Genomic DNA, 501 nt, shown 5'->3' with positions numbered 1-501 from the left:
CGCCCAGGCCGACCCGGACCGGGCCGGCACCGACCTGCTGCGCGGGCTCGGCGAGGGTGGTCCGGTCCTGCTCGGCGGCGCCGCCTACAGCCGCGAGGGTCTGCTCGCCCGACTGGTCGCCCATCTCGTGGGGCTGGCCGCCGACCAGCTCGGCGGGCCGCCGGACCAGGTGGTGGTGACCTTCCCGACGTTCTGGTCTGCTGGCCGGCGGGAGACTTTCACCGAGGCGACCACTCAGCTCTCCGGGCTGGAGCTGCCGGTGGTGGCCCTGCCCGCGGCCGACGCGATGGGGACGCTGCTCGCCCGCAGCTCGATGACCCAGACGGTCGATCTCGTCGGCTGGTACGACCTCGGCGCGGGCTTCCTCGACGCCGCGATCCTGTCCTTCTCGCCGTTCGGATTCCAGCTCGTCGGCACCCCCGCGGGCCTGCGGCACGGCGCCGGCCTCGACCTCGACGAGCTGCTGGTGGGCCGGGCGCTGGCCGCGGCCGGCGTCGAGGC

The 501-nt window shown here is 75.6% G+C and carries 1 protein-coding gene; it reads left to right on the top strand.

Annotated features, from left to right (window positions below):
* The coding region (locus tag ND748_RS33640) for an Hsp70 family protein (protein WP_251750228.1) at nt 1–501 on the top strand (501 nt) is incomplete at both ends.

Origin of the sequence: Frankia sp. AiPs1, from assembly GCF_023716945.1 — a bacterium.
Lineage (GTDB): Bacteria > Actinomycetota > Actinomycetes > Frankiales > Frankiaceae > Frankia.
Note: the sequence above shows the minus strand (reverse complement) of the source record. Positions and strands in the feature narration are given on the sequence as shown.